Origin of the sequence: Hyphomonas neptunium ATCC 15444, assembly GCF_000013025.1 — a bacterium.
Classification (GTDB): Bacteria; Pseudomonadota; Alphaproteobacteria; order Caulobacterales; family Hyphomonadaceae; genus Hyphomonas; species Hyphomonas neptunia.
The window spans coordinates 2,833,783-2,853,637 of sequence record NC_008358.1 but is presented as its reverse complement, the minus strand read 5'-3'; the positions used below and the strand labels follow the sequence as shown (position 1 = coordinate 2,853,637).

Here is a 19,855-nt window from a genome sequence, read left to right as displayed (position 1 = left end):
GGCGGCGGTGGCCTGTTTCAGTTCCAGCCCGCACGATCAAAGATCGCCTGCGCCTCTGGCTGATGGGTTCCCAGCTCGCTCAGCGGGAAGTCGCTTTCCTTGAAACCGGGGATCTGTTCCAGACCGGCCGGAACGGCGGCGCCTGATACGACAGGGAATTCCTTGGTTTCTGCCGTCAGCAGTTCCTGACCATGCGGGGTCGCAAGGTATTCAATGAACTGGATCGCAAGCTCCGGCGATTTGGAATGGGCGGCGACCGCTGCTGCGGTGACGTTCACATGTGTGCCATTGCCTTCCTGATCGGGGAAGGAGAGCTGCGTGCGGTTGGTCTTGAGGCGGTCCTCCGGTGAACCTGCGGCAAGGCGCACCCAGTAATAGTGGTTCACGAGGGCAACGGCGCATTCACCGGCGGCGACCGCGTCGATCTGGGCGGTATCCCCGCCTTGCGGATCACGGGCCATGTTGGCGACGACACCTTCGGCCCAGGCGGCAGCCGCTTCAGCGCCGCTGCGTCCGATGATCTCGCCCATCAGGGAGAGGTTGTAGATGTTGGTGGAAGACCGCACGCAGACTTCGCCCTTGAGGCGGGCATCGGCGAGGTCTGCATACGTATCGACTTCATCGGCAGAGACGACCTGGGGATCGTAAACGATGATGCGGGCGCGTTTGGCGAGGCCGAACCAGTTGCCATCCTTTTCGCGCAGGGTTTCCGGGATCACCGCGGAGAGCTTGTCGGAGGTGACGCCCTGGGTGAAGCCGGCATCCTGGAAGCGGTAGAGCGCGCCGGCATCGGACGCGATGATGACATCGGCCGGGGAGCGTTCGCCCTCTGCCCGCATGGTTTCCAGAAGTTCGGGCGCGCCGGACTCGCGGACATTCACGCGGATGCCGGTTTCAGCCTCAAAGGCAGCATACATGGCCTTGTCGGAATCATAGTGGCGGGCGGAGTAAACATTGATCGTGCCCGCGGCGCCGGCCGGGGCGGGCGCCTCTTCGGCGGGGGCAACGGGTGCTTCAGGGGTAGCAGCAGGAGGGGCCGGATTTCCGCAGGCCGCGAGCCCGAGCGCCAGGCCAAGTACAGGGCCAGCAACAGCCAGGATGCGTTTCATGAGCGAGGTTCCTTCAAGGTTGGCGGGACCAAACCATGTTTGAGAATGAATCGCAAGAATTGCCTGTCGCGACGTTTTGCCCGGAAATTGCACAGACCTGCCGAAAACAGCCCTTCCAGTGATCTACACGCCGCCGGAATTCGCGTGGCAGGATTGTTGCAAGTGCGAAAAGACTTTCATGGCTGTGTACCTCTCTGTTAAAGAGTTGGTAACGAATAGACGGGTGGTGGGAATGACGGATGTCATCGTCGACTTCGATGTAGCGTCTTCGGACGAAGATATGCGCCTGACCGCGCTGATCGATACATTTGTGGAAATGCAGGACGCCATGGGCCAGTGGGACGCCTCATCGCTGGACCTGATGGTGCGCACGGCGTTCGGGCCAGCAGGCGAGCGGCTGAAGCAGCTGATCTTCCAGAGCCGGGAGATGGCGGAAGCTTTCTGCGCATTCTGGATGACCGAGACCGGGCTTCAGGTCGCCCATTTTCCGTACTGAGCCACTTTCCCGCCTCTGAAGGGGCGCCTAGAAGGCGGCCATGTTCAGAGGTTTTCCCCGCAAACCATCCTCTCAGCCGCGCGTCGCCATCATCGGCGCAGGCATTATCGGCCTGAGCCTGGCGTTCGAGCTGGTGTTCCGGCGCGGCACACGGGTCACCCTTTTTGACACACGGACGCGCGGGCGTGGCGCAAGCTGGGCCGCAGCCGGCATGATTGCGCCCGCGTTTGAGGCCGCCGCCGAAGAGGGCGTGCATCCGCGCCTGTTTGATCTTTGCCTGGAAAGCGCGAAGCTGTGGCCGGACTTTGCCGCCGACATCGAGCGGCTGTCGGGCCTGCCATCGGGATTTGAGGCGGCGCCAGCTCTGGCCGTGGCGCTGGACGAAGGCGAGGCGACGCATCTGGCCGCGATCAGCCAGGTGCTGGCGGCGCGCGGCGTGGCGCACAGGGCGCTGAACGCGGGCGAGCTGGCGCAGATGGAGCCGGCATTGTCGCCCGATGTGCTGGGCGGGCTGGAGCTGGAGACCGATACGCGGGTGGACAACCGGCGCACGGTGCGCGCGCTGCTGGCGGCGCTGGAGGCGAGCCCGCGCGTGACCTTCGTGAGCGGGCCTGCGCCGCTGAAATCCCGAAATGGCCGCGTGCATCTTGAGGGCCATGACGCGATCGTGGCGGCGGCGGGGTGGGAAACGTCTGTCATCAAGGTGGACGAGCGCGGGCAGCTTTACAGCCTCGTAAACTGGGACACGGCGCTGGACGATATCGACTGCCATGCCGGGCAGATGCTGTCGGTGGTGGCCGGGCCGGGGGCGCCGCAGCGGGTGGTGCGCGCGGGGCATGTGTATCTGGTGCCGCGCGAGGGGCATGTTGTGATCGGGGCAACGATGGAGCCTGACCGGGTGATTGACGCGCCCGAAGCCGACGTGATCGAGGCATTGCGGCTGGAGGGCGTGAAGCTCTGCCCGGCGCTGGCGGGGGCGGCGGTGACGGAGAGCTGGGCCGGGGTGCGGCCGGGCACGCCTGACCATGCGCCGTTCCTTGGGGAGACCGTGACGCCGGGGCTTTATGTGGCGGCGGGGCATTATCGCAACGGCATCCTGCTGGCGCCGGTGACCGCCCAGATCCTTGCAGATCAGATTTTCGGGCAGGATACGGGCGAGCTTGCCGCTGCGTTCACCACGCGCCGGGCCTATTCCGCGACGGCCTGACGCTGGACGTGCCCCCTCTCGCGCCTTAAGTCTCGGCGCCAAAGGGAGCTTACGCCATGCATGTTATCCAGCCGATGACCGAAGATCAGGCCGCCATCCGCGACGCGGTGGCCAAGACGCTGGAGCCGTTTGACGACGCTTACTGGGCCAAGACCGACGAGACGGGCAACTGGCCGGAAGAATTCTGCAACGCGATGGCCAAGGGCGGCTGGCTCGGCATTGCGTTTCCCGAAGAGTATGGCGGGGCAGGCCTTGGCCTGACCGAAGCGGCGCTGATGATGCAGACCGTGACGCGCACGGGCGCGGGCTATTCGGGCGCCTCGGCGATCCACCTCAACATCTTCGGGCCGAAGCCGCTGGAGAAATTCGGCAATCCGGAACTCAAGCGCGAGAGCCTGCCCAAGATCATCTCCGGCGAAGAGAAGATGTGCTTTGCCGTGACCGAGCCCAACTCCGGCCTCGACACCTCCAGCCTCGAGACGAAGGCAGAGCGGACCAATACCGGCTATATGATCCATGGGCGGAAGATCTGGACGACGGGTGCTCAGCGTGCGGACAAGATCTTGATCATTGCGCGGACGACGCCGAAGGACCAGTGCGCGAAGCCTTATATGGGGCTGTCGCTGTTCTACACCGATCTCAACCGCAACAAGATCGAAGCCAATGTGATCCCGAAAATGGGCCGCAAGGCGGTGGAGTGTAACACGCTGTTCATTGACGGGCTGGAAGTGCCCAAGGAACACCTGATCGGCAATGAGGGCGACGGGTTCAAATATCTGCTGCAGGGGCTGAACCCTGAGCGGGTTCTGTTTGCTGTTGAGTCTGTCGGCCTTGGATTTGCGGCGCTGGAGCGGGCGACGCGCTATGCCAATGAGCGGGTGGTGTTTGGCCGGCCGATTGGCCAGAACCAGGGCATTGCCCACCCCCTCGCCAAGTCGTGGGCGGAGCTTTCAGCCGCTGAGCTGCTCGCCTACAAGGCCGCCTCGCTTTATGATGCCGGGCAGGATTGCGGGGCGGAAGCCAACGCCGCGAAATATCTGGGGACTGAGGCTGGCTTTACCGCATGCGAGACGGCCGTGCTGACCCATGGCGGCATGGGCTATGCCAAGGAATATCATGTTGAGCGGATGATGCGTGAAGCGATGCTGGCGCGGATTGCGCCGGTCAGCCGCGAGATGATCCTGAACTTTATCTCCGAGCGCGTGCTGGGGCTGCCCAAGAGTTATTGATCTGGAGGCGGACTACATTCCGTCCGCGCCCTTCATCAGCTCGAAGAATTCTTCCTTGCTGTTGGTGCGCGGATAGGGTGTGGCCGGGACCGGCACGCCGAGGAAGGCGCACAGCGGCTCCCAACCGTCTTTGGCCGAATGAACCAGCAGCCGGCTTGCCGGAATCTCGGCTTTGACAGCGGCTTCCTGGGCGTGGAAAGCGGCAATGATGCGCTCCTTGTCGAAGTCTGGTCCCAGACTGCGGTGGAGGACTTTCAGCACCATGTTAAACCATTCCACCGCTGGCGGCGGCCAGCTTTCAGGGGCGGTGACCGATGAAAGGATGGTCTGGGAAATGCTGTCATACCAGCTCTCGGCCGAGCGTGTTGACAGGATGATTTTGGCGTCTGGATAGGCCACGGCAAGTTCCCGCCAGAAGGCCGCCGTCGGCCAGTCGACGGCTGCGTTGTAGCCTTTGTAGATGGCGTCAAAGTCAGGTTTGCCGGCCACCGCGGCGTTCCAGAGCGGTACCTGCACAGGTCCGTTCTCGATCACTTCCTTCATATGATGGCAGGGGCCGAGGCCGAGCTGTTCGAGCGCGAGTTTCAGGGACATGGTGCCCGTGCGGCCAAAGCCGGCGCTGATGACGGCGAGTGACATGATGTTTCCCCCATAGTGTGCTGACACAGGCATAACACGGCTGTTTCCGGCCTCATACTCGCGAGTTCTGCGGCGGTTGCCGCGAGAGGAGGCGGGCCGCGCAATTGACCCCGTGCGGGCGGGGCGGGTAAGCGGCGGGGGATAATTCAAAGCGAGGCGATCCTTCTATGCCGCAGATATTCATTCCCCAACGTTTCAACGGGCCACCCGATACGGCCAATGGCGGCTATGTGGCCGGGTTGATTGCCGGCGAGATGCGCAAGGCGGGCATTGAGGGCGCGATTGAAGTATCGCTGCGGGCGCCGCCGCCGGTTGAGGCGGCGATGGATCTGGTGATTGCAGGCGGGGCGTGTGAGTGCCGCCATGGCGACGCAGTGGTGGGCACGGCGCGGGGCGTGGAGGCGCTGGGGGCAGTGCCTGCGGCGCCTACGCTGGCGGTGGCCGCGCAGGGGCGGGAGAATTTTCCGCCGGTGGCCGATCATGCATTCCCCTATTGCTTCGTGTGCGGACCATCACGGACGCGAGACGGGCTTTGCATCTTTACCGGGCGCCCACATGGCTATGACGGCGTGACGGATGTGTGGACGCCGGGTAGCGACTATGCCGAGGCAGATGGCCTTGTGCGCGAGGCGGTGATCTGGGCCGCGCTGGACTGCCCCGGCGCATTTGCCATCGGCTTTCAGGAGCGCCCGATGGTCCTGGGGCGGATCAAGGGGCAGGTGCTGCGCCGGCCTGAAGCAGGCGCGCCGCTGATCGTGGCCGCCTGGCATCTATACGACGATGGCCGCAAGCATGGCGCGGCGAGCGCGCTGTTCACCGCTGACGGCGAACTCCTGGCGCAGACCGAGCAGCTCTGGATTGAGCTGAAGTAAAGCAGCTTACTTCTTGAGGACGAAGCGCGCGACGCCGAGCACACCGGCGAGGATCGAGCCAAGACCGCCGAGCAGCACGAAGAGCGGGTTTGCCTGATCGGCAAAGGCGATGGCGCGGTTGAGGCCGGAGACGCGCACGGTGACCGTGTCGCGATAGGTGCGCAGTGGCACCACTTCATTATCATCGACGGCAAAGATCTCGAAGGTGAGGTCATGGTCGCCGGCGCTGAGCGCGGTGACCGACCAGCGCCAGGTGTTTTCCGTCAACGGCGAGAGCGACTGAACGGGCGGTGATGTGGGCACGATGGTGAAGGCGGCGCCTGAAACGCGCACTTCCACACGGTCTGACACGCGCGCTTCGCCTTCCTGGATGACGCCGCGGCCCGGCAGGGCGTCAACGGCGGTGGTGTCGCCGGTGGCGTCGATGGCGAAGGTGACGTCGAACGCCCGCTTGTATTCGGCCGAGGGCGGCGTCTCATGGGCGACGGGCACGGTCTTCAGCTTGTCGATGAAGGATTCGGAGACGGCCGTGGTAACGTTGGGGTCGTCGATGTCGACCGCTTCGGGCGCGGTATCGGCGGTTGCCTCTTCGGCGCCCTCCGGGGCAGAGCGCATGGAGCGCATGGCCGGGCCTTCAGCTTCTGGGGCAGGCGCCTCTTCGCGCATGACTTCGAAGTTCAATTCTTCTTCGGTCAGCGGGGCTGTTTCACTGCGCGCTTCCGGCTCGGCTTGCATCGGCGCATCAGGCTCTACCACCGGCTCAGGCAGGGGCGCAGGCGGCGGCGGGGCAGCCTCTGTTCGGGGCGCTTCAGCGGAGGTGACGTCCGGCGGCGCGGCAGTCTCGGTCGTGTCGGGCGCGGGGGCAGAGGCAGTGGCGAGCGGCTCACCCCGAGGCAAATGGGTGTCCATCAGGGCCGCGCCGCCGATGCCGGCTGCAAGGAGACCTGCGATCACCAGAAGGATTGAAATAAAGCGCATCATGCTCGCGTCTCCCGGCCCGTAGTGTGGAGCAGTGTAACAGAGTCAGCGGGCAGGGAAACTGCCCCGGCTCGCCTCATAAAACGCAATTGCGGCAGCATTGGACACGTTGAGGCTTTCCATTTGCGCGGCGATCGGGATGCGGGCGAGTTCGGAGCAGGCCTTGGCCACGGCCGGGCGCAGGCCAGAGCCTTCGGCGCCCAGGACGATGGCGACTTTCGCTGCGCCTTTGACGGCCTCATCCAGAGACCGCGTGCTTTCGCCGGCGAGGCCAACGGTGTGGAAATCAGCCTCGGCGAGCTGTTCGAGCGCGCGGGCGATGTTTACCGCGCGGATCTCGGTGACCGTTTCGATGGCGCCGGCCGCACTTTTGGCGACAATTCCGGTGATCGGCGGGGCGTTGCGCGTCTGCAGCACGAGCCCCTCAAAGCCGAACGCGGCGGCGGAGCGGAAGATGGCGCCGAGGTTGTGGGGGTCAGACACCTGATCAAGCACGGCGATTCGCGTGGCGCCTGCGGCGATGACATCTTCCAGAATTGCTTCTTCCAGCGGGTCTGCCCGCAGGGCAATGCCCTGGTGGACCGCGCCGGGGGGCAGGCGGTTGTCGATCTCCTTGGCGGTTGCCAGTTGGGGCGAGATCACGCCAGCGGGCAGCTTCTGGGCGGCATTTTCGGTCGCCAGCAGGGTGTGGAATTTGCGGGCCGGGTTGGCCAGGGCTGCCATTACGGCATGGGTTCCCCACAGCCAGACGGGGCCGCCTTCCTCATCGCGGCGCGAAAAGCGCTGGTTTTCGGGGCGGCCGGGGCGTGTTGCCACATCGGTGTTCGGGGGCCGCTTTGGGTGGTTGCGCGCCATGATGTTCGTCCTTATAAGGCCGCTTCCAGCGTGGAGCCGGGGCCGGTAAACTGCCCTTGTGAAGCGACTGCGCGGCGGCGTCAAACGGCGTGTGTTCGCGGGGGCCCGTGGAGGGATGGGAGAGTGGTTAAATCCATCAGACTGTAAATCTGACCGCCTAGCGTACGCTGGTTCGAATCCAGCTCCCTCCACCACCCCTGCAGCACGCCGCCGGCGGCGGCCTCTTTACCCCGCAGGGGTGCTTTTCCAATCCGGACTTTATTCGGCGCTCGAAGGGGTGGGCCGCGCAAGCTTGCGCTGGAGGATTTCCGGCAGGCTGTTTCCGGCAGGCGGGTTCGACATATGCCGGGTCAGCCAGGCGTAGCTGGGCCGCTCAATCTTGTAGTGGGCAAACGCGGCCAGCGCGATCGACAGCGCCCAGGCGACGAACAGCCCGGCGACATATTCCTGCGGCCAGAAGGGGATCTGTTCCATGATCTTCAAAACGATCATGTGAACCACATACATGGCGAAGGACAGCGTGCCGAGAATTCTGAAGCGGCTGAGAACGCCTTCCCAGAAAGCGCCGGGGCTGGCGAGAACCATGATCATGAACGCGTAGAATGGCAGGTAGAGGAAATCGACCCGGTTTGCGACCGGCAGGCAGAATGTTGCCAGAAGGACGACGGCCAGAAAGCCGATCCATATGCTGCGCAGGACGGACGTGCGGTCAAACCACGCCCTGTGAGTGGTAAAGAACCGATAGGCCAGAATGCCGAGCGGGAAGGATATGAAGCCGCGCAGCAGGCCCGTATTCACCACGCCGAGGACATTGCGGGCATGCTGATCGAGGTTTTCGACCGTAAAGAAAAGAATTGTGGCGCTGAGGAGGATCAGCCCCGCCAGGATGGCGCTGTTCCAGCGGCGATTGGGGATCGCCAGGATGATCAGGCCCACCACCATATTTGCCACAAGCTCAACCGACAGGGACCAGGAAGGGTAGTTGAAGCTGTTCGTGGACCAGTCGCCGATGCCGATATTGTGGAGCAGGACGAAGTTCAGCAGCAGTCCTTTTTCACTGATCGGGTCGCCGGCCCAGAACATGATGACGGCGCAGGCGATAAAAGTGACAACGTGCAGGGGCCAGAGACGGAAAACGCGCTTTTTGGCGTATTCCCAGAAATTGAAGCTCGGCTTGTCATAGAAGGCGTGTGCCAGAACGAACCCGGACAGCAGGAAGAAGACATCGACCACCAGGTGACCGCTGGAGCTGATGATGAAACTGTTCACTTCCGGCCAGAGTTCGAAGTGATAATGCCCGAAAATCACCAGCAAAGCGCCGATCCCACGCACTGCATCGAGCACAATGAATCTCGGCCCCTGCGGTGCTGAATTCAGCGCCTGAGTGTGGAGAATACCGGCGGGTTTACTATCGTCCATACTTAACGGGGTTCCTCAGACGGCCGGCTAATCTTCATCTTCAGCAAGACATGTGCCATCTATCAGTTGGGTAAATTTACAATGCAAAAATGTGCGGGTCGTGCTTGTTTGAATAGATAATCGCCCATATGACGATCCCCGGCAGCGGGCGGGTATAGCACAATGGTAGTGCAGCAGCCTTCCAAGCTGAGTATGTCGGTTCGATTCCGTCTACCCGCTCCAGCCGTGACATACGCTTATCTCAACAGTCCTGTCATAATTGCAAACGTGTAAGGCGGTTGCGCTTTGGCGCAGTTCCGGCTTGTCTGCGGGCAATTGCAACAGCCCCGGTCCAAAGCATGCTCGCTCCGATCCTCGAGAGTTCGGTTTTCCAGATCAGCTTTGTCCTGATCCTTGTCGGCTTTGTATTTTTCGGGTTCATCCGCGAGAAGATGCCCGCCGATGTGGTCGCTCTGCTGGCCATGGGCGCGTTGATGCTGACGGGCATTCTGTCGGTCAACGAGACGATTGGCGTGTTTTCCAACTCGGCGCCGATCACTGTGGCGGCCATGTTCATCCTGTCGGCTGCGCTCGAGCGAACCGGGGTGATCGATTATGTCGGCCGGGTGGTTGTGCGGCTGGCGAATGCGGGGTCTCCAGCCATTGCAGTCATCGTCATGATGGCGGCGGTCATTTTCCTCTCCGCCTTCATCAACAACACGCCTGTGGTGATCATTCTCATCCCCGTGGCGATCCGCCTGGCCAAGGCGATCAATGTGGCCCCGTCCAAACTGCTGATGCCGCTGTCCTTTGCGGCGATATTCGGCGGCACGACCACCCTGATCGGAACCTCGACGAACATCCTCGTGGACGGCGTTGCCCAGAAGCAGGGCATGGCGGCGTTCGGCATGTTCGAGATCACGATGGCGGGCCTCATCTTTGCCGGGGTCGGCGTGCTGTATACCTCGATCCTCGGACCCTTCCTGCTGCCCAAGCGCGAGACGCTCGCGGCGATGCTGCCCGACCATAAGGAGCGGCGGTTCATCGCGCAGATCCTGATCCCCCTGAATTCGGACCTGATCGGGAAAACCATCGCGGAGACCGGCTTCACGGCGGAGAAGGGGTTCACGGTCATCGACGTGTTCCGCGAGGGTGTTTCGCTGCGGGCCGATCTGAAAAAGATCGTGCTGCAGGCGGGCGACCGGATCGTGCTGCGTTCGCCGGTGGCGGAGATGCTGACGCTGAAAGAAGCGGGCAGCATCGCCATCGGGACGCGCGGGGGCGATCAGGCGTCGTTCGAGCCGGTGCAGACGACCGAGACGGTCATCATGGAGGGCGTGATCGGGCCGCATTCGCGTCTGATCGGGCGCCGCCTGGCGGGGCTGGGCCTGGCGCGCCTCTATGGCGTCTACGTTCTGGCCATTCACCGGCGCGGCGAGAACATGGCGACGCAGATGAACGAGCTGCGCTTTGAGGTCGGCGATACGGTGCTGCTGGAAGGCCCGCCGCGCGGCATGCGCGAGATGTTTGACGAGGGGCTGCTGAACAACCTCACCGAAAGTTCTGACCGCGCGATCCGCCGCGACAAGGCGCCGGTCGCCATTGCGGCGGTGCTGATGGTGATGGGACTGGCGGCGATCGAGCTGATGCCGATTGCCGGGCTGGCGCTGATCGCGGCGACGGCTGTGGTGGCTTTTGGGTGCCTTGACCATCAGGAAGCCTACCGGTCGATCCAGTGGGACATCCTGATGCTTATTTTCGGCATGCTGGCGCTGGGAACGGCCATGGAGAAGACAGGAGCGGGCGAAGTGGTCGTCGGGCTGCTGTCACAGGTCTCGGGCGGGTTTGGGCCGCTGGTGCTGCTGGTGATCGTGTATGCGTTTACGTCCGTCATCACGGAGATCATGAGCAACAATGCGGCCGCTATCCTCATCACGCCGCTGGCCATTGGCCTGGCCAACCAGGCGGGGATCGATCCCAGACCGTTCGTTGTGGCGGTGATGTTTGCGGCCAGCGCGAGCTTTGCGACGCCTATCGGGTATCAGACCAACACGCTGGTTTACCGGGCGGGCGGCTACAAGTTCATGGACTTCGTGAAGTTTGGTTCGCCGCTCAACTGGATATTTGTCGGGGTCGCGGCAGTGGTGATTCCGATTTTCTGGCCGCTGGTTCCGGTCGCTCAATAGGGCAAAAGCCGGTGCTTTGTGCAGTCAATGCAGCGTTTGCATGAATATTGGGCAGCTTTGGCTGCAAACAAACGCCCAAGAGAAGGGCGTTGAGTGCTAGAAAATACGGCGTAAGGATACGCCAATGGCTGAAACTCCACGGTTTTTCAACGAGATGGACGGCAGCGGTGAAAAACCCCGCGCCCCTTATTCACGTTATTGCGATTGGTTTGCGGAGGAACCGCCCGAACGGCTCCGCCGGAAAGCGCGGGAGGCGGAGACTTTTTTCCGGCGTACCGGCATCACCTTCAATGTCTATGGCGCCGCCGATGCAGACGAGCGGCTGATCCCGTTCGACATCGTGCCGCGGATCATTTCGGCCAAGGAATGGGCGAAGCTCACCAAGGGCATCGAGCAGCGTGTCCGGGCGATCAATGCCTTTCTGTACGACATCTATCACCGCCAGGAAATTCTCCGCGCCGGGCGCATTCCGGTGGAGCTGATCCAGAACAATGATGCCTTCCTGCCCCAGATGATCGGCGTGGTGCCGCCTGGCAAGGTCTACACCCATATCGTCGGGGTTGATCTGGTCCGCACCACTGAGAACGAGTTTTTCGTTCTGGAGGACAATGCCCGCACGCCCTCTGGTGTCTCCTATATGCTGGAGAACCGCGAAACGATGCTGCACATGTTTCCGGAGCTGTTCTCGAAGATCCGTGTGCGGCCGGTCAGCGATTATCCCAAATCTCTCCGCCGCTCGCTCTCTGCCTGCGCGCCGGCTGCCTGCAACGGCCGGCCGGTCGTCGCGGTCCTGACGCCCGGCATTCACAACTCGGCCTATTATGAGCACGCCTTCTTGGCCGATCAGATGGGGGCCGAACTGGTGGAGGGGCACGACCTGCGCGTGGTCGACGGCCGGATCGCGATGCGCACCACGCTCGGCTACACGCCGATTGATGTGCTCTACCGGCGCGTTGACGACGAGTATCTCGATCCGTTGAATTTCCGTCCGGACTCGATGCTGGGCGTGCCGGGCATATTCGACGTCTATCGCGCAGGCGGCGTCACCATTGCCAACGCGCCGGGCACCGGCATCGCCGACGACAAGGCGATCTATTCCTACATGCCCGAGATCGTGCAGTTCTATACCGGCGAAAAGCCGATCCTGAAGAATGTGCCGACCTGGCGCTGCTCGGAGCCTTCATCGCTTGCCTATGTGCTGGAACATCTGAGCGAGCTGGTCGTGAAGGAGGTTCACGGCTCGGGGGGCTATGGCATGCTGGTTGGCCCCGCCGCCTCCAAGAAAGAGATCGAGGCCTTCCGCGCCAAGCTTCAGGCCCGGCCCGCAGCCTATATCGCCCAGCCGACGCTGGCGCTTTCCACCGTGCCCATCCTCAGCCGCGCGGGCCTTGCCCCGCGCCATGTGGACCTTCGACCCTTTGTCCTCGTGTCGCCCGATGGCGTCGAGATCACACCGGGCGGCCTGACGCGCGTTGCGCTGAAAAAAGGCTCCCTCGTTGTGAACTCGAGCCAGGGCGGCGGCACAAAAGACACCTGGGTTCTGGAGGAATAGGGCGATGCTGGGCAAAACCGCAGGCGGCCTCTTCTGGATGTTCCGCTATCTTGAGCGCAGTGAGAACACCGCGCGTCTCGTCGATGCGGGCTTCCGCATGGCGTTGACGCGTTCCGACCATGCCGAGGACGAATGGGCCTCCATCATCGACACCGCGTCGGTGCGCCAGAGCTTCCTCAACGCTGGCGGCAAGTTTGACGGCCAGAGCGTGGTGAACTTCCTGCTGCGCGACCCGGCCAATCCGTCATCGGTCATCTCCATCACCGAAGCGGCGCGCAACAATGCCCGGCTTGTGCGCACCGCGCTGACGCGGGAAGTGTGGGAAGCGGTCAACGAATCCTGGATCGTTCTGAAGGATGTTCTGGCGCGCCCGATCAAGGAGACCGAGCTTCCCGAAGTTCTGGGAATAATCCGCCGGCAGAGCTCCCTCGTGCGGGGGGCAACTGTCGGCACGATGCTGCGCAACGACATCTATAATTTTGCGCGCATCGGAACGTTCATTGAGCGATCCGATAACATCGCCCGTATTCTGGACGTCAAATACTACGTGCTTCTCCCTTCGGTGACGCTGGTGGGGTCCACGCTGGACAATGTGCAATGGGAAACCATCCTGCGATCTGCGTCGGCGGAACGGGCGTTCCGCTGGCTGCATGGCGGAGAGGCCAGGGCAAGCACGATTGCCGACTTTCTGATCCTGGACCGGCGCATGCCGCGCTCGCTTCTTTATTGCCTGCGCAAGATTGCCGGAAATCTTGGACATCTGTGTGCAGATTACAATACACGCGTGCCGAGCCTGGGAATGGCCCTGTCCATGCGCGATGATCTGGAAGATCGCAGCATAGAGCGGATCATGGATACCGGCCTGCACGAATTCCTGCTGGCATTCATCCAGAACAACAACATGCTCGCCCAACAGGTCGAGCAGGACTTCCGGTTTAACAGCTAAGGACAAGGCGATGCTTCTCCGAATCCTGCACAGGACCCGTTCGGTCTACGATAATCCGGTTGGCTACGGCCTGCTGCAGCTTCGCATGACACCGAAGCCAAGACCCAGCCAGCAGGTGCTGAAGTGGAAAACGACCATTGAAGGGGGCAAGGTCGAGGCCGAGTTTGATGATCAGCACACAAACCATGTGCATCTCGTCAGCATCGAGCCGGGGCATTCAGAGGTTACGATCACCTGCGAGGGGGAAGTCGACGTGCGCGATACCGCCGGCGTGGTCGGCCCGCATTCGGGGTTCGCGCCGCTATGGCTGTTCCGCCGGGCCACGCCCTTAACGCGGCCCGGCCCGCATATCCGGCGCCTGGCCAAAGCCGTGCCCGATGCCAGTATTGGTGACATTCCGCGCCTGCATGCGCTGGCCGAAATCATACGCGGCGCAGTGACTTACGAGACGGGACGCACCGATGCTGATACCAAGGCGGAAGAAGCCGTCGAGGCAGGGCATGGGGTGTGTCAGGATCATGCACACATCTTCATCGCTGCGGCGCGGCTGCTGGGCTATCCGGCGCGCTATGCTGGCGGATACCTGATGATGAACGACCGGGTGGAGCAGGAAGCAGGCCATGCCTGGGCGGAGATTCATGTCGCGGGGCTGGGCTGGGTTGGCTTTGATATTTCCAACGCCATCTCTCCCGATGAACGTTACGTTCGCGTGGCGACAGGTCTTGACTATGCAGAGACCTCGCCTGTTTCAGGTATGCGGTTCGGCGCATCAACCGAATCGATGGATGTCATGATCCAGGTACAACAACAATAAGAAGGCGCTTGAAGCGGCTCTCCCATGACTTACTGCGTCGGAATGAAGCTTGATCGCGGACTTGTCTTCATGTCGGACACTCGCACCAATGCGGGCGTCGACAATGTGTCCAAGTTCCGGAAACTGTTTACCTGGACAACGCCAGGTGAGCGCTCCCTTGTCCTGATGACGGCGGGAAACCTTGCCACCACGCAGGCCGTGGTGAGCATCCTTGAAGAGCGTACAAAGGCGCCTTCGGAGCGCCGCCCGTCGATCCTCGAGCTGCCGACAATGTTCCAGATCGCCCGGCTCGTGGGCGATACCTTGCGGGATGTGATCCAGTCCAACGCTGCGACCGGCCAGAAAGCGGACTCCTCCTTCAATTCGACCATGATCCTGGGGGGGCAGATCAAGGGGATCGAGCCGCGCCTGTTTCTGATCTACCCGGAAGGCAACTTCATCGAAGCCAGCAGCGATACCCCCTTCTTCCAGATCGGGGAGACCAAATATGGGCGCCCGATCCTCGTGCGCGCCTATCATCCGTCGATGAGCGTGGAAGAAGCCGTGAAGCTGCTCATGGTGTCGTTCGATTCAACGGTGAAGGCGAACCTTTCGGTGGGCCTGCCGCTCGATCTGCAGTTCATCGAAAAAGATGCCCTCTGCCTTGGCGCATCGAAACGGATCGAGGCAGATGACCCATATTTCGGACAAATCTCCAGTGGCTGGGGCGATGCACTGAAAAAAGCGTTCGACTCTCTGCCCCCATTCAAGTTCTGACACCTGTGTGGCGGGAAAAGCCTGCCGCATGAGTCGAAACAGAACAGGGAGGAGCCTCTATGAGGACCATTCTTGCCACCATCGCCGCCGGTAGTTTTCTGGCGCTGTCCGCCCAGGCACAGGAACAGGAAAGCCAGTTGAAAGGCGAAGGGTCGCTCAGCGCGGGCCTGAACACAGGCAACACCGAAACCAGTGATCTGGGGATCGGTGTGAAGATGAGCCATGAGAGCCAGATCTGGCGCAACAGTGTCGAGCTGGTCGCAGACTATGGCACCGAGGATGGCAACGAGACCAAAAACCGTGTGTTTTTTGCCGGTCAGTCCGATCGCACACTCAGTGACCGGCTGTTCGCATTCGGCCGGCTGTCGCATGAAGTTGACGAGTTTTCGGGCTTCGACAGCCGCTCCTTTGCCGGTGGTGGTCTTGGCTGGCAAATATTCCAGGATGGGCCGGCGATCTGGTCGGTTGAAGGGGGCCCCGGTATCAAGTTTGACCGGATTTCGGCGTCAACAACCGGGACACCGCCCGTGGTCGTTCCGGCTGAATCTGAAGAATCCTTCTCGGCCATCGCGACATCGAAGTTTGGGTATACGTTCAATGAGGCCGTGAAGTTCGGCAACGACACCAATGTCATCTATGCCGACACCTCGACGCAGATCGGCAACAAGACGACCCTGACGGCGCTGCTGACCAAGAGCCTGTCGGCGCGGGTGTCGTTTGAGGTGCGCCATGAGACCGACCCACAGTCCGGCTTTGAGCCGACCGATACAGCAACGCGTGTGTCTCTGGTCTATGCGTTTGGCGGCTAGGCCGGTTTGCTGAACACGATCGCGGCGTTGCCGAAGGGGGCTCGGTAACGCGCGAGGCGTTCGGCGCTGATCGTGCGCAGGCCCATCACGGGCTCCATCACGATGAAGGTGTCGCCGTCATATCCGGACACCAGCACATAGTGATTAAGCAGATTGCTGTTGGTCTTCTCCGACAGCCAGGCAGCGCGTGAGGTAATGAACTCGGCGGGCAGGCCCAGCACCGGCACGTTCATGCCGGGCAGTTGCCATGTCTGGACGAAGATCGAGGGCACTTCGACCGGCACCAGCACAGGGCGGCCGGCTTCAAGCTCGGCCTTGAGGCCTTCGTCTGGCAGGCGGACGGCACTGCTCACGAGATTCTGGGTTTCGGCCAGCTGTAAAAGCTCCGACATCGCATAACCCGTTGTCTGATCAGCGGGCGGATAGGTGGCGAAGATTTCGGTTCCGGCGACCGTGCCCGCGCCGTGCCAGTAATTCACGAGGCTGGCGAGCGCGTGGGCGCCGCAGGCTATGCCGTTGATCTGTTGGTCATGCTCGACAGGAAGCAGGAGCGTTTCAGGCGGCGAAACGGCGCCGCTGAACATCTCGAAACTGTTGCTGTCTGTCCGCGCCGCAAAGCTTGCCGCGTCGGTACTGGGATGTATGGCGCAGGCGCTGAGTGTCAGCGTCGCCGCAATCAACGCCTGCACTCTCATTTACAGAACGGACGCCACAACCACGACGATGGCGACCAGGCCGACAATGGCCAGAACGTTGTTGGTGGTCATACCGCCGGTGTATTCGGCTGCTTCTTCGGGCGACATCACCTGAACTTCATAGCCCTGCTGCTGATAGCTCTCGACAGTGGCGATCTGCTCATCGGAGAGGCCGTAGCGCTGCAGGTCATTGGCGGTGAAGGACTGGGCTTCAACGCTGCGGAAAGGGGACGGCGCTTCTTGAGCAAAGGCCACGGGGGCAGCAAGCGACAGGGCCAGACTTGCAGCGATGGCGGCGGGAACGCGAAGTTTCATGGGCAATCCTCTTCATAATTGACGCAACATCCCGGAAGCAATTCTGCACTCCCAAGGGGAGAAAGAAAGCAAGCCGGGACGGCGAGCCCGAAACACTTCGGGTCGTACTGTTAACGCAGGTTACGTGCGCTTGTTCCCTTCTTTCAGGGATTTTTTTCCGCGGTGTAGCGCTGAGCGGGAACGATCTTGTGCGGGATTACGGGAATGATAATGTCTGCGGCTGGACAGGTATTGGCGCGAACCGCGCATTTCGAAGACAAACTCGGACACTTCAGGACAATTTACATGATCTTTGATCGGGTTAAGCCGCTGGACGCCATTCTTGCGACTGCGGAGAAGAAGGGCCTGCAACGGACCCTCGGCGCCTTCCAGCTGACCATGCTGGGCATTGGCGCCATTATCGGCACCGGCATTTTCGTGCTGACATCGGAAGCGGCCCAGAAAGCCGGTCCGGGGATGATGATCTCCTTCCTTATCGCCGCTGCGGTCTGTGCCGTGGCGGCGCTTTGTTATGCGGAACTGGCCTCGATGGTGCCGGTGTCGGGCTCTGCCTACACCTACACATACGCCGTGATGGGCGAGTTGCTGGCCTGGATGGTCGGCTGGGCGCTGATCCTGGAGTATGCCGTGGCGGCTTCGGCCGTTTCAGTCGGCTGGTCGGGCTATTTCGTCGGCCTGCTGGCGAGTTGGGGGATCGTTCTGCCCGATGCGCTGGTGATGGGGCCATATGCCGGGGGGATCATGAACCTTCCCGCGCTGCTGATTGCCCTGCTTATCACGTGCCTGCTGATGATCGGCACAACCGAGAGCGCGCGCGTCAATGCCGTGCTGGTGGCGATCAAGGTGACGGCGCTGACGGTGTTCATCGTCCTGACCCTCCCCGTCATCAAGGGCGCCAATTTCGAGCCCTTTACGCCCAATGGCTGGTTTGGCGCAGGCCACGGCGCGGGGCTTGGCATTGTTGGCGCGGCAGCCTCGATCTTCTTTGCCTATGTGGGCTTTGACGCCGTTTCGACGGCGGCTGAAGAGACGAAGAACCCGCAGAAGAACGTGCCGATCGGCCTGATCGGGTCGCTGGGGATCTGTACGATTTTCTACCTGCTGGTGGCCGCCGGCGCGATTGGCGCTATGGGTTCACAGCCCGTGAACGGGCCTGCCGGGGAAATCCTGGCGCCGGGAACGCCCGCCCTTGCCGCCCAGTGCCAGAGCCTGCTGGCGATGGGACAGGAGCCGCTGGTGTGTTCGCGCGAAGCCCTTGCCCATGTGCTGCGGGAGATCGGGCATGAGCGTTTGGGGGACATGATCGGCATTGCGGCCTTCCTGGCACTGCCGTCGGTGATCCTGATCATGCTGTTTGGACAGACGCGGATTTTCTTCGTGATGGCGCGCGACGGCCTGCTGCCGGAGTTCCTGTCTAAAATCCACCCGAAATGGAAAACGCCGCATATCGTGACGATGATCACAGGCTCGGTGGTGGCCGTGTTTGCGGCCTTCCTGCCGGTGGGGCAGCTGGCGGACATCTCCAACTCGGGCACGCTGTTTGCGTTCTTCATGGTGGCGATTGCGGTGCTGATCCTGCGGCGGAAACAGCCTGAGCGGCATCGCCCGTTCCGGACGCCGATGGTCTGGATCGTCGCGCCGCTGGCGATTTTCGGGACGCTGGGGCTCTACCTCAACCTGCCGACCGAGGCGAAACTGGTGCTGCCGGTGTGGGGATCGATCGGTCTGGTCGTCTACTTCCTGTATAGCCGGGGCAAGAGCCATGTTGGCCGGGGCATTATCGATGTGCACGAGGATGACCCGGATGCGCCGCCTCAACCGGTGCCGCCAATCCGCGACTAGAGGCGACATTTGCCGGACATATCCCGGCAGCCTTTGGACAAACTTGGACAAATCGGGACACTTCAGGACAAACCGGGACGCGGGAAACCGCGTTCCGGGGTCACTCGGCGAAGTGTTTGGAGAGCTTCAGACCCTGACCCTGATAGTTTGAGCCCTGGCCCCCGTAGAGGTGCCGGGGCTTTTCCGTCATGGGCTCATAGATCAGCTTGGCGACCGGCTGGCCGTGTTCGAGGATGAACGGCACGTCGCGTGAGCGCACTTCGAGGACGGCGCGGCTGCCCGCCTTGTTGGTCCCGAAGCCCGGATCGAAGAAGCCGGCATAATGGGCGCGGAACTCGCCGAGCTCGGGCGCGATGGCGGCCATCTCGGCGGCCTCATTGGCGGCAACCTTCACGGTCTCCCGGCTCACCAGGATGTAGAACTCTTCGGGGTTGAGCACGATGCGGCCGGACTTGGGATAGACCGGTTCCCAGAACTGGCTGACCTCATGGGCGCCGAGGCCGCGCAGATCGACGACGCCGGAATGGGCCTTGGCGCGGTAGCCGGCGGGCTGGCCTGCGGGGGGCTCCAGGTCAATCGAGACGACCTTCTCGCGCAGGGTTTCGGGCTTCTTCTTCTTGAAGCGCAGCTGGGCGAGCCGGTCGCCGGGGCGGACCTTGATCGGGAAGGTGCGCGGGGAAACCTCAAGATAGAGCGGGCCGGAGTAGCCCATGGGCACTTCATCGAAGGCGCGGCTGCGATTGGTGACGAGGCGGGTGAACACGTCGATGCGGCCGGTGGAGCTTTTGGGATTGGCGCGGGCCGAGAGGCCGGCGGGCAGGCGCAGGGATTCCTGCAAGGGCACGAGATAGACGCAGCCAGTCTCTAAAACTGCGCCTTCCTGGGTCAGGTCGACCCGGTGGAGATGGATGCCGGGCTCCTGCAACATCTCGGCGACCGTGCGGTCCTTGCCGGGCAGGAAGCTGGCGCGCAGGCGGTAGGCATCGACCGCCAGGCGCAGGTCGAGGCTCGCCGGCTGGATCTGGCCAGGCTCGGGCGCCTCATCGCACCTTATGGCGCCGCTCTGAAGCAGCGCCTCAATCTCGAAATCGGGGATAACCCCGCTCATATCAGCCATCACTTGCACCCTGTGGGTCTCAGGCATAAGACCCGCTGCT

19 protein-coding genes and 2 tRNA genes are annotated in these 19,855 nt (G+C 62.3%); 13 read left to right on the top strand and 8 right to left on the bottom strand.

What is annotated here, in order from left to right:
• Positions 1-17 precede the first annotated feature (17 nt).
• Positions 18-1,109: an extracellular solute-binding protein gene (locus HNE_RS13325; protein WP_011647670.1), complete on the bottom strand. Its 1,092-nt coding sequence runs from the start codon at positions 1,107-1,109 to the stop codon at positions 18-20.
• Positions 1,110-1,341: 232 nt separating this feature from the next.
• Between HNE_RS13325 and HNE_RS13320 the strand changes: the two genes are divergently transcribed.
• From HNE_RS13320 to HNE_RS13310, 3 genes are read left to right on the top strand one after another with little or no spacing between them, the layout of a single operon-like run.
• Positions 1,342-1,605: a hypothetical protein gene (locus tag HNE_RS13320; protein WP_035592124.1), complete on the top strand. Its 264-nt coding sequence runs from the start codon at positions 1,342-1,344 to the stop codon at positions 1,603-1,605.
• Between the two features lie 40 nt (positions 1,606-1,645).
• On the top strand, positions 1,646-2,812 hold the full coding sequence (thiO, locus tag HNE_RS13315) for a glycine oxidase ThiO (RefSeq protein WP_011647668.1): 1,167 nt from the start codon (positions 1,646-1,648) through the stop codon (positions 2,810-2,812).
• Positions 2,813-2,868: 56 nt separating this feature from the next.
• Positions 2,869-4,041, top strand: coding sequence for an acyl-CoA dehydrogenase family protein (locus HNE_RS13310; protein WP_011647667.1), 1,173 nt, complete (start codon positions 2,869-2,871; stop codon positions 4,039-4,041).
• A gap of 12 nt (positions 4,042-4,053) precedes the next feature.
• On the opposite strand, the gene HNE_RS13305 is transcribed toward HNE_RS13310, so the two are convergent.
• Entirely contained in the window at positions 4,054-4,680 is a 627-nt protein-coding gene (locus HNE_RS13305) for a sulfotransferase family protein (protein ID WP_011647666.1), read from the bottom strand.
• A gap of 167 nt (positions 4,681-4,847) precedes the next feature.
• On the opposite strand from HNE_RS13305, the gene HNE_RS13300 reads away from it, so the two are divergent.
• The gene (locus HNE_RS13300) at positions 4,848-5,552 is read left to right on the top strand and encodes a hypothetical protein (RefSeq protein WP_011647665.1); all 705 of its coding nucleotides are present in this window, start codon (positions 4,848-4,850) and stop codon (positions 5,550-5,552) included.
• A gap of 6 nt (positions 5,553-5,558) precedes the next feature.
• Here HNE_RS13300 and HNE_RS13295 read toward each other — a convergent pair whose 3' ends face one another.
• The gene (locus HNE_RS13295) at positions 5,559-6,533 is read right to left on the bottom strand and encodes a hypothetical protein (RefSeq protein ID WP_035592123.1); all 975 of its coding nucleotides are present in this window, start codon (positions 6,531-6,533) and stop codon (positions 5,559-5,561) included.
• A gap of 42 nt (positions 6,534-6,575) precedes the next feature.
• A complete protein-coding gene (locus HNE_RS13290; RefSeq protein WP_011647663.1) occupies positions 6,576-7,385 on the bottom strand; it encodes a TrmH family RNA methyltransferase in 810 nt (269 codons plus the stop codon).
• Between the two features lie 109 nt (positions 7,386-7,494).
• Here HNE_RS13290 and HNE_RS13285 point away from each other — a divergent pair.
• Positions 7,495-7,579: transfer RNA gene (locus HNE_RS13285), tRNA-Tyr, on the top strand.
• Positions 7,580-7,643: 64 nt separating this feature from the next.
• Here HNE_RS13285 and HNE_RS13280 read toward each other — a convergent pair.
• Positions 7,644-8,804 carry an acyltransferase family protein gene (locus HNE_RS13280; RefSeq protein ID WP_011647662.1) on the bottom strand — a complete coding sequence of 387 codons (1,161 nt, stop codon included), beginning with the start codon at positions 8,802-8,804 and terminating at the stop codon, positions 7,644-7,646.
• A 148-nt stretch (positions 8,805-8,952) separates the two neighbouring features.
• Between HNE_RS13280 and HNE_RS13275 the strand changes: the two genes are divergently transcribed.
• The 7 genes from HNE_RS13275 (at position 8,953) to HNE_RS13245 (ending at position 15,846) form a co-directional block, all read left to right on the top strand.
• A tRNA-Gly gene (locus HNE_RS13275) sits at positions 8,953-9,026 on the top strand.
• A 116-nt stretch (positions 9,027-9,142) separates the two neighbouring features.
• A complete protein-coding gene (locus tag HNE_RS13270; RefSeq protein WP_011647661.1) occupies positions 9,143-10,969 on the top strand; it encodes an SLC13 family permease in 1,827 nt (608 codons plus the stop codon).
• A gap of 124 nt (positions 10,970-11,093) precedes the next feature.
• Complete coding sequence (locus HNE_RS13265; RefSeq protein WP_011647660.1) at positions 11,094-12,521, top strand: circularly permuted type 2 ATP-grasp protein; 1,428 nt, start codon at positions 11,094-11,096, stop codon at positions 12,519-12,521.
• Between the two features lie 4 nt (positions 12,522-12,525).
• The gene (locus HNE_RS13260; protein WP_011647659.1) at positions 12,526-13,467 is read left to right on the top strand and encodes an alpha-E domain-containing protein; all 942 of its coding nucleotides are present in this window, start codon (positions 12,526-12,528) and stop codon (positions 13,465-13,467) included.
• Positions 13,468-13,477: 10 nt separating this feature from the next.
• A complete protein-coding gene (locus tag HNE_RS13255) occupies positions 13,478-14,281 on the top strand; it encodes a transglutaminase family protein (RefSeq protein WP_011647658.1) in 804 nt (267 codons plus the stop codon).
• Between the two features lie 24 nt (positions 14,282-14,305).
• Positions 14,306-15,037, top strand: a complete 732-nt coding sequence (locus tag HNE_RS13250; RefSeq protein ID WP_011647657.1) for a proteasome-type protease — start codon at positions 14,306-14,308, stop codon at positions 15,035-15,037.
• 59 nt (positions 15,038-15,096) lie between these two features.
• Positions 15,097-15,846, top strand: a complete 750-nt coding sequence (locus HNE_RS13245) for a DUF481 domain-containing protein (protein WP_011647656.1) — start codon at positions 15,097-15,099, stop codon at positions 15,844-15,846.
• On the opposite strand, the gene HNE_RS13240 is transcribed toward HNE_RS13245, so the two are convergent.
• Together HNE_RS13240 and HNE_RS13235 are read right to left on the bottom strand one after the other, a co-directional pair.
• On the bottom strand, positions 15,843-16,535 hold the full coding sequence (locus tag HNE_RS13240) for a papain-like cysteine protease family protein (protein WP_160162626.1): 693 nt from the start codon (positions 16,533-16,535) through the stop codon (positions 15,843-15,845). The genes HNE_RS13245 and HNE_RS13240 overlap by 4 nt on opposite strands.
• A gap of 6 nt (positions 16,536-16,541) precedes the next feature.
• Positions 16,542-16,856 (bottom strand): hypothetical protein, encoded by a 315-nt coding sequence (locus HNE_RS13235; RefSeq protein WP_011647654.1) that lies wholly within the window; start codon positions 16,854-16,856, stop codon positions 16,542-16,544.
• A gap of 285 nt (positions 16,857-17,141) precedes the next feature.
• On the opposite strand from HNE_RS13235, the gene HNE_RS13230 reads away from it, so the two are divergent.
• Positions 17,142-18,698 carry an amino acid permease gene (locus HNE_RS13230; RefSeq protein ID WP_011647653.1) on the top strand — a complete coding sequence of 519 codons (1,557 nt, stop codon included), beginning with the start codon at positions 17,142-17,144 and terminating at the stop codon, positions 18,696-18,698.
• A gap of 100 nt (positions 18,699-18,798) precedes the next feature.
• Here the strand turns inward: HNE_RS13230 and HNE_RS13225 are convergent, their stop codons facing one another.
• Positions 18,799-19,815: a 2'-deoxycytidine 5'-triphosphate deaminase gene (locus tag HNE_RS13225; protein WP_035592120.1), complete on the bottom strand. Its 1,017-nt coding sequence runs from the start codon at positions 19,813-19,815 to the stop codon at positions 18,799-18,801.
• Positions 19,816-19,855 lie beyond the last annotated feature (40 nt).

What these genes read in the sequence shown, in the direction of transcription:
- HNE_RS13245 (WP_011647656.1), top strand. Translation starts at nt 15,097, where the DNA reads ATGAGGACCATTCTTGCCACCATCGCCGCCGGTAGTTTTCTGGCGCTG.
- HNE_RS13270 (WP_011647661.1), top strand. Translation starts at nt 9,143, where the DNA reads ATGCTCGCTCCGATCCTCGAGAGTTCGGTTTTCCAGATCAGCTTTGTC.
- HNE_RS13230 (WP_011647653.1), top strand. Translation starts at nt 17,142, where the DNA reads ATGATCTTTGATCGGGTTAAGCCGCTGGACGCCATTCTTGCGACTGCG.
- HNE_RS13295 (WP_035592123.1), bottom strand. Translation starts at nt 6,533, where the DNA reads ATGATGCGCTTTATTTCAATCCTTCTGGTGATCGCAGGTCTCCTTGCA.
- HNE_RS13280 (WP_011647662.1), bottom strand. Translation starts at nt 8,804, where the DNA reads ATGGACGATAGTAAACCCGCCGGTATTCTCCACACTCAGGCGCTGAAT.
- HNE_RS13305 (WP_011647666.1), bottom strand. Translation starts at nt 4,680, where the DNA reads ATGTCACTCGCCGTCATCAGCGCCGGCTTTGGCCGCACGGGCACCATG.
- HNE_RS13250 (WP_011647657.1), top strand. Translation starts at nt 14,306, where the DNA reads ATGACTTACTGCGTCGGAATGAAGCTTGATCGCGGACTTGTCTTCATG.
- HNE_RS13225 (WP_035592120.1), bottom strand. Translation starts at nt 19,815, where the DNA reads ATGGCTGATATGAGCGGGGTTATCCCCGATTTCGAGATTGAGGCGCTG.
- HNE_RS13255 (WP_011647658.1), top strand. Translation starts at nt 13,478, where the DNA reads ATGCTTCTCCGAATCCTGCACAGGACCCGTTCGGTCTACGATAATCCG.
- HNE_RS13325 (WP_011647670.1), bottom strand. Translation starts at nt 1,109, where the DNA reads ATGAAACGCATCCTGGCTGTTGCTGGCCCTGTACTTGGCCTGGCGCTC.
- HNE_RS13290 (WP_011647663.1), bottom strand. Translation starts at nt 7,385, where the DNA reads ATGGCGCGCAACCACCCAAAGCGGCCCCCGAACACCGATGTGGCAACA.
- HNE_RS13300 (WP_011647665.1), top strand. Translation starts at nt 4,848, where the DNA reads ATGCCGCAGATATTCATTCCCCAACGTTTCAACGGGCCACCCGATACG.
- HNE_RS13235 (WP_011647654.1), bottom strand. Translation starts at nt 16,856, where the DNA reads ATGAAACTTCGCGTTCCCGCCGCCATCGCTGCAAGTCTGGCCCTGTCG.
- HNE_RS13260 (WP_011647659.1), top strand. Translation starts at nt 12,526, where the DNA reads ATGCTGGGCAAAACCGCAGGCGGCCTCTTCTGGATGTTCCGCTATCTT.
- HNE_RS13265 (WP_011647660.1), top strand. Translation starts at nt 11,094, where the DNA reads ATGGCTGAAACTCCACGGTTTTTCAACGAGATGGACGGCAGCGGTGAA.
- HNE_RS13310 (WP_011647667.1), top strand. Translation starts at nt 2,869, where the DNA reads ATGCATGTTATCCAGCCGATGACCGAAGATCAGGCCGCCATCCGCGAC.
- thiO (WP_011647668.1), top strand. Translation starts at nt 1,646, where the DNA reads ATGTTCAGAGGTTTTCCCCGCAAACCATCCTCTCAGCCGCGCGTCGCC.
- HNE_RS13320 (WP_035592124.1), top strand. Translation starts at nt 1,342, where the DNA reads ATGACGGATGTCATCGTCGACTTCGATGTAGCGTCTTCGGACGAAGAT.